Genomic DNA, 7,633 nt, shown 5'->3' on the forward strand with positions numbered 1-7,633 from the left:
CCGGGGTTCCCGAGGCAAAACTGTCCGCATGACCGCTTCATAAGGACAAAACCCGGAGTTCTCGAGGCAAAACTGTCCACATGACCGCTCCACTTCATGAGGACAAAACCCGGGGTCCCCGAGGCAAAACTGTCCGCATGACTGCTTCACTTCATGAGGGCAAAAGCCAAGGTTTCTAAGCCAAAACTGTCCGCATGCAACAGTATCCTAATACCTATAAAAACACCAAATACAGATTTTTCTCACATGGACACCTCTGTTTGCATAGCCTATGAGAGAAACTTTACTATTCGAAAGGCCATTATGCTGGTCTTAATGGAGTGACGGCAGTGGATATAAAAGTAATGGATATTGTCGGTAGACGTTCGTACAACTGTGATATTCTATTTCGCGTTATTGATATAAGAAAAATAAACGACCAGACGTTTGCAGTCCTGTATGGGGAGGATTTTCGCCTCGTAGCAGATGCACCATACAAGGATTTGGTTGTAATCAACCAAAGTCAAAGAGTCAAGCTCTCAGAGGAGTACCGGACACTTGAGGAACAGTCCTTAAGGCTGTTCACGCAGGATGTTGAGTTAATCAAGCAGCGGTCTGAGTATGAAGCAACCGGCGGCTATGTCAAACCAAGTAATTACTTTCAAATGCCTGGAAGGGTTCTCCACTTGGATGGTGATTCAACCTATTTAAAAAAATGCCTGGGTTTATATGAAAAAATTGGTGTCCCAGTTTTAGGCATCCACTGTAATGAAAAGGAGATGCCAGATAAAATTGGTGAATTGGTTGACTTTTATCGCCCCGATATTCTCGTCATAACCGGTCATGATGCCTATTCAAAGGCGAAGGGAAAGATAACTGATATTAATGCCTACCGCCATTCCAAGCATTTCGTCCAAACGGTCAAGGAAGCGAGGAAGAAGATTCCCCATCTTGATCAGCTGGTAATTTTTGCCGGTGCATGTCAATCACACTTTGAATCACTGATCCATGCAGGTGCAAACTTCGCCAGTTCGCCTTCGAGGATCAACATCCATGCCCTCGATCCGGTTTATATTGTTGCCAAAATAAGCTTTACACCGTTTATGGAAAGAATTAATGTTTGGGACGTTTTACGAAATACCTTGACAGGGGAAAAGGGTCTGGGAGGAATTGATACAAGAGGTGTATTACGAACCGGAATGCCCTACCGGCCAGTCCAGGCGGAAGAAGAATAAGCCTTTAATTTCAAAAAAGATAGGAAAAGGTTTGTTCTTAAAGAATTGTCCAGCTCCAGGCGCCATCAGCTCAAGCTCACAAGCCAATCGGTCCAAAAGGTTAAAGAGCAACCTTCCGGCCGGCTCGACTTGTGCTTGTCGCCGATAAGCAGGCGCCTTGCGCTTTTATTTTGGGCTTATTTTTTATTTTTGTGGGGATACATATTCCTCTGCGAATAAGGTAACGATAGGAATGTTGAAATTTAGTAGAAAAAGTAGAATAAAAAATATTGACAATCTTTTTGTTGGACTGATATAATTTATGTTTTTATTTGACAGGACTATGTCAGTGTGTTATACTTTACATAGTGAGGTGGACCGAATGCCAAAAACCTTAGCCGATATTAAAAAGGCTCTTGACACAAATTTAGGGAAAAGATTATTGCTTAAAGCAAACGGAGGACGCAGAAAGACAATCGAACGCTCCGGAGTTTTAGCTGAAACTTACCCATCTGTTTTTGTTATTGAATTAGATCAAGAAGAAAATTCATTCGAGCGTGTTTCTTACAGCTATGCGGATGTCTTAACGGAAACAGTTCAAATTACCTTCTACGATGATGCATCAGGACATTTAGCCTTAAGTTAGTATATAAGCAATCAGCAGCAGTAAACATCCGTTTACTGCTTTTTGCTGTTTTTAGGGGATTTTTTGGAAATAATGAAACCCTCCGTTTGTCCCATACTAATAATGCTGTGGTATGAAAGGGGTTGTTTGAATGGGCCGAAGAAGAGGAATCATGTCCACTCACTTTAAAGAAGAGCTTGCAAAAGAGCTTGGCTTTTATGATGTTGTTCAAAAAGAAGGCTGGGGCGGGATCCGGGCAAAGGATGCAGGGAATATGGTGAAGCGTGCCATTGAACTTGCGGAAGAACAGCTGGCCAATCAGGGACCCAAATGATAATTTCTGATAAGGCACTTCCGCTTTAAATTTAAACCAATCACATATTACAGCGAGGCCAGAGGAAAAGACACCCTCTGGCCTTTAATTTAAATTTCTATTCGGTTTTCTCCACCTTATGCCTTTTTTCCGTTGAAAACTAATGATAAAATATTAATTTTGAGAGAATTTATCATATCTCACGTCTTACATTTATCGTTTTGTGGTAAAATAGGACAAAATATGGAACGGAAATTAGAAAGGCGCAAGCGCTGGACAATTCTCAAAGTAGGTGGACGTAGTGAAGCTTTTAGTCAAAGCACCAGCCAAAATAAATTTAGCATTAGATGTTTTGCACAAACGCCCTGACGGATATCATGAGGTTGAAATGATTATGACGACCATTGATTTAGCCGATCGGGTTGAACTGACTTTATTAAATCAAGATAAAATACATATTCATTCCCATAATCGATACGTTCCTGATGACCAGCGCAACTTAGCCTATCAAGCGGCCCAGCTTTTAAAGGATCGTTTTCAAGTCAAAAAGGGTGTATTGATATCGATTGAAAAAACAATTCCCGTTGCCGCTGGCCTTGCCGGGGGAAGCAGTGATGCAGCTGCCACACTAAGAGGTTTAAATAAGCTGTGGAATCTTGGATTAACCATTGATCAATTAGCTGATCTTGGATCTGAAATTGGATCGGATGTTTCGTTTTGTGTTTACGGAGGAACAGCGTTAGCAAAGGGAAGAGGGGAGATTATCACCGAACTGCCTGCACCGCCGACGTGCTGGGTGATTCTTGCGAAGCCCTTCATTGGGGTATCAACGGCTGAAGTTTACCGCAGACTTGATGTTGACGGTACGAATCATCCTGATATAAGCGGGATGATTGAAGCGATTAGCCAGCATGATTATCAAAAGGTGTGCACAAAGGTTGGGAATGTTTTAGAAGAAGTTACATTAAACCTTCATCCTGAAGTGGCCCAAATAAAGGATCAAATGAGGCGCTTTGGAGCCGATGCTGTTTTGATGAGCGGGAGCGGACCAACCGTCTTTGGCATTGTTCAGCATGACTCAAGAATGCACCGAATCTATAATGGACTAAGAGGATTCTGCGATCAGGTATTTGCTGTCCGCCTGTTAGGAGAGCGGCACTCACTTGATTAAAGGCGCATGAAAATGGTACTCTTGAACTAGAATATTCGTGTTTTTGGGGGCTTGTTATGAAATTTCGCCGGAGTGAACGTTTGATAGATATGACGAATTATTTACTGGATCACCCACGCCAGTTAGTCTCGCTCACTTTCTTTGCTGAGCGCTATTCGTCCGCTAAGTCATCAATCAGTGAAGACTTAGCTATTGTTAAAGAGACTTTTGAACAAAGAGGAATTGGAACATTGCAAACAGTGCCAGGGGCTGCCGGTGGTGTTAAATTTTTTGTAAAAGTAAGCAGGGAAAAGGCAGAACCGTTTGTCAATGAGTTGTGTGAGTTAATTGCCAATCCAGACAGGCTTTTACCTGGAGGATATTTATATTTAACGGATATTTTGGGGAACCCGCAGGTTGTGCAAAAGGCAGGAAGGATCATTGCCTCGGCCTACCGCGACACTAAAATTGATGTGGTAATGACCGTTGCCACGAAAGGAATACCCTTGGCCTATGCGGTTGCAAGTCAGTTAAATGTCCCTGTTGTGATTGTCCGAAGGGACAACAAAGTAACGGAGGGTCCAACCGTGAGCATTAATTATGTTTCTGGTTCGGCAAAAAGAATCCAAACAATGGTTCTTTCAAAACGAAGCATGAAACAGGATTCGCGCGTCCTGATTGTCGATGACTTTATGAAGGCTGGCGGAACCGTTATGGGTATGATCAGTATGCTGGAGGAATTTAATTCGCGTGTTGCTGGTATTGCTGTTTTAGTAGAGGATGAAAAAATTCAGGAACGGTTAGTTGATGAATATTTATCACTCGTTCAGTTGTCTGATGTGGATGTGAAAGAAAAAAAAATTAATGTACTAGCAGGAAATTATTTTAACATTTGGGGGAGTTAAGATGAAAACAGTTCAAACGAATCAAGCACCGGCCGCCATTGGACCATACTCACAAGGAATCATCGTCAATAATTTGTTCTATAGCTCTGGACAAATTCCTTTAACAGCAGAAGGAATAATGTTGACTGGCGATGTAAAGGAGCAAACCCACCAGGTTTTTCAAAATTTGAAGGCAGTCCTAGCTGAAGCCGGGGCGTCGTTGGAAACAGTCGTAAAGGCAACTGTCTTTATTAAAGATATGAATGAGTTCGCAGCAGTAAATGAAGTGTATGGCGAATATTTCTCTACCCATAAACCAGCCCGCTCTTGCGTAGAGGTTGCCCGTTTACCAAAGGATGCTTTAGTTGAAATAGAGGTAGTCGCCCTCGTTAAATAACCGTTTTTGTCAATTTGCGGCCATATTTTACAATTGTTCACTATTTTGCCCTAATTTTTCTAAAATATTTTGAATATAAAGAAGGATTTAAGAAATAATTGTTGAATTTATTTAACAAGCTTTTTATCTTTAGAAAAAGGGTGTGAGCACATGGAAGTAACTGATGTAAGACTTCGCCGCGTTAATACGGATGGTCGAATGAGAGCAATCGCCTCAATCACTTTGGACAATGAATTTGTTGTTCATGACATTCGTGTTATTGATGGTAATAACGGTTTATTTGTTGCAATGCCAAGTAAACGTACTCCTGATGGGGAATTTCGTGATATTGCCCATCCAATCAATTCAGGAACACGCGGTAAAATCCAAGAGGCTGTTTTGGCTGAGTACCACCGTTTAGGTGAAATGGAAGTAGAATTTGAAGAAGCCGGAGCTTCATAAGGATCTTAACAACTAGGGCCTCTCTTCTGAGTAAGGCTCTTTTTATTGGATAAAAGGCACTTCCCCCCGAAGAACTTCTCTTCTAGAACTCTCTCTAAATAAACTTACAATTACAAAATTAGACACATTTCTCTCCCTCCTTGAAAAGAGCGCTCATTTGCGTTAATATTTTTAGTGGATAAAAAGGTATATTGGAGGACTGTTCATGCATAATCGTTATGCTGTGATTTTGGCCGCTGGGCAAGGGACACGGATGAAATCTAAGCTTTATAAAGTATTACACCCCGTATGCGGCAAACCAATGGTCCAGCATGTAGTTGACCAAGTAAGGAAGCTTAATATACAGGAAGTAGTCACAATTATTGGCCATGGTGCAGAATTGGTGCAGGCACAATTAGGTGATGGGAGCCTCTATGCTCTTCAGGAACAACAGCTTGGTACTGCCCATGCGGTTAGGCAGGCTGGAAGCATGCTCGAAGAAAAAGAAGGCGTAACCATCGTTGTGTGCGGTGATACCCCGTTAATTAAAGCTGAGACGATGGAATCCCTTTTTAAGCATCATGAGGAATTTGCAGCAAAAGCTACAATCCTCACTGCAAGAATCGCTGACCCGACTGGATACGGCCGCATCATTCGTAACGAAGGCGGTTTGGTTGAAAAAATCGTTGAGCATAAAGATGCCTCTGAAGCAGAACGAGAGATAAATGAAATCAATACAGGAACCTATTGCTTCGACAATCGCGCTTTATTTGAGGCACTAAGAAATGTTTCCAATGACAATGTTCAAGGTGAATACTATTTACCAGATGTCATTGAAATTCTTAAAAAACAAGGTGAGATTGTTACAGCCTTCCAAACAACTGAATTTACAGAAACATTGGGTGTAAATGACCGCGTCGCATTAGCAGAAGCGGAACGACTTATGCGGATTCGCACGAATGAACTCCATATGCGTAACGGAGTAACTATCGTTGACCCTCAAAACACATACATCGATACAGAGGTCGAAATTGGACAAGACACTGTTATCTACCCGGGAACGATTATAAAAGGCAAGACAACGATTGGTGAGGAATGTCAAATTGGTCCAAACACAGAAATCGAAGAGTGTGAAATTGGCAATAAAACCGTTGTTCGTCAATCGGCTGCCTATAAAAGTTCGATCGGTGCCCATGTCAACATTGGTCCATTTGCCCATATTCGACCAGAATCAAAGATTAGCAATGAAGTGAAAATCGGTAATTTTGTCGAAATTAAAAAGGCTGTTTTCGGAACTGGCAGCAAAGCAAGTCACCTCAGCTATATTGGTGATGCCGAAGTTGGCAGCGATGTAAACATTGGCTGTGGATCAATTACAGTGAATTATGATGGTAAAAATAAATTTTTAACAAAAATTGAGGATGGAGTCTTTATCGGCTGTAACTCAAATTTAGTTGCCCCTGTCACAATTGGCAAGGGAGCATACGTAGCTGCCGGTTCAACGATTACTAAAGACGTGCCTGGCGATGCCTTATCGATTGCCCGTGCAAAGCAAGTGAATAAGGAAAATTACGTTCAAAAGTTTAATTTAAAGAAATAAGCGAAGATTTTAGGAGGGCCATCATGTCGAATCAATATTTAGATCCAAACTTAAAGGTATTTAGTTTAAACTCTAATATTCCCCTGGCACAAGAAATTGCAAAATTTATTGGAGTGGAATTAGGAAAGTGCTCGGTATCAAGGTTTAGTGATGGAGAAATTCAAATCAATATTGAGGAGAGTATCCGCGGCTGTGATGTGTATGTCATTCAATCGACCAGTTTACCAGTCAATGATAATATCATGGAACTGTTAATCATGATTGATGCCTTAAAAAGAGCGTCTGCGAAGACCATTAACATTGTAATGCCTTATTACGGCTATGCGCGTCAGGACCGGAAAGCACGTGCTCGTGAGCCGATTACAGCGAAGTTAGTAGCAAACCTGCTTGAAACAGCCGGGGCTACCCGCGTCATCTGTCTTGATTTGCACGCACCACAAATTCAAGGCTTCTTTGATATCCCAATCGACCACCTTATGGGTGTTCCGATTTTATCAGAGTACTTTAAAAACAAGGAATTGAATGGAGACATTGTCATTGTTTCTCCGGACCATGGCGGGGTAACAAGAGCTAGAAAAATGGCTGAGCGCCTCAAAGCACCGATTGCAATTATTGATAAACGCCGCCCGAGACCGAATGTGGCTGAAGTAATGAATATTGTTGGTAACATTGAAGGTAAGGTTGCCATTTTAATTGACGATATCATTGATACAGCTGGTACAATTACCCTTGCTGCCAATGCATTAGTAGAGAACGGTGCCTCTGAAGTATATGCTTGCTGTACGCACCCAGTCTTGTCAGGTCCGGCGATTGAAAGAATACAAAACTCAAAAATAAAAGAATTAGTTGTCACTAATTCGATTGCTCTTTCAGAAGAGAAGAAGAGTGATAAAATTATTAACCTATCGGTTGCCCCATTAATTGGCGAAGCAATTATACGTGTCCACGAAGAGCAATCGGTAAGTACTTTATTCGATTAAGTAGAAAAGCGGAAACACCCGTTTAGCGGCGTATGGACTGGAGCGCTTTGACTGAGATAAAGGAAACACGG

General features: G+C 41.8%; 9 protein-coding genes. All 9 read left to right on the forward strand.

Annotation, left to right across the window (positions count from 1 at the left end):
• The first annotated feature begins 329 nt into the window (after nucleotides 1–329).
• Nucleotides 330–1,214 carry a sporulation peptidase YabG gene (gene yabG / locus BSO02S_RS25615; RefSeq protein WP_066074792.1) on the forward strand — a complete coding sequence of 295 codons (885 nt, stop codon included), beginning with the start codon at nucleotides 330–332 and terminating at the stop codon, nucleotides 1,212–1,214.
• A 361-nt stretch (nucleotides 1,215–1,575) separates the two neighbouring features.
• On the forward strand, nucleotides 1,576–1,839 hold the full coding sequence (gene veg, locus BSO02S_RS25620) for a biofilm formation stimulator Veg (protein WP_066074797.1): 264 nt from the start codon (nucleotides 1,576–1,578) through the stop codon (nucleotides 1,837–1,839).
• A 130-nt stretch (nucleotides 1,840–1,969) separates the two neighbouring features.
• A complete protein-coding gene (locus tag BSO02S_RS25625) occupies nucleotides 1,970–2,152 on the forward strand; it encodes a small, acid-soluble spore protein, alpha/beta type (RefSeq protein WP_066074799.1) in 183 nt (60 codons plus the stop codon).
• Between the two features lie 280 nt (nucleotides 2,153–2,432).
• The gene (ispE, locus tag BSO02S_RS25630; RefSeq protein WP_066074802.1) at nucleotides 2,433–3,302 is read left to right on the forward strand and encodes a 4-(cytidine 5'-diphospho)-2-C-methyl-D-erythritol kinase; all 870 of its coding nucleotides are present in this window, start codon (nucleotides 2,433–2,435) and stop codon (nucleotides 3,300–3,302) included.
• Between the two features lie 56 nt (nucleotides 3,303–3,358).
• Nucleotides 3,359–4,186, forward strand: coding sequence for a pur operon repressor (purR, locus tag BSO02S_RS25635; protein WP_066074804.1), 828 nt, complete (start codon nucleotides 3,359–3,361; stop codon nucleotides 4,184–4,186).
• A gap of 1 nt (nucleotide 4,187) precedes the next feature.
• Nucleotides 4,188–4,562 carry a 2-iminobutanoate/2-iminopropanoate deaminase gene (gene ridA, locus BSO02S_RS25640; protein WP_066074806.1) on the forward strand — a complete coding sequence of 125 codons (375 nt, stop codon included), beginning with the start codon at nucleotides 4,188–4,190 and terminating at the stop codon, nucleotides 4,560–4,562.
• A 150-nt stretch (nucleotides 4,563–4,712) separates the two neighbouring features.
• Nucleotides 4,713–5,003, forward strand: a complete 291-nt coding sequence (gene spoVG / locus BSO02S_RS25645; protein WP_007084183.1) for a septation regulator SpoVG — start codon at nucleotides 4,713–4,715, stop codon at nucleotides 5,001–5,003.
• A gap of 205 nt (nucleotides 5,004–5,208) precedes the next feature.
• Complete coding sequence (glmU, locus tag BSO02S_RS25650) at nucleotides 5,209–6,582, forward strand: bifunctional UDP-N-acetylglucosamine diphosphorylase/glucosamine-1-phosphate N-acetyltransferase GlmU (RefSeq protein ID WP_066074808.1); 1,374 nt, start codon at nucleotides 5,209–5,211, stop codon at nucleotides 6,580–6,582.
• A 23-nt stretch (nucleotides 6,583–6,605) separates the two neighbouring features.
• Nucleotides 6,606–7,562 (forward strand): ribose-phosphate diphosphokinase, encoded by a 957-nt coding sequence (locus tag BSO02S_RS25655; RefSeq protein WP_066074810.1) that lies wholly within the window; start codon nucleotides 6,606–6,608, stop codon nucleotides 7,560–7,562.
• Nucleotides 7,563–7,633 lie beyond the last annotated feature (71 nt).

The organism is Neobacillus soli NBRC 102451 (assembly GCF_001591665.1).
Taxonomy (GTDB): domain Bacteria; phylum Bacillota; class Bacilli; order Bacillales; family Cytobacillaceae; genus Neobacillus; species Neobacillus soli.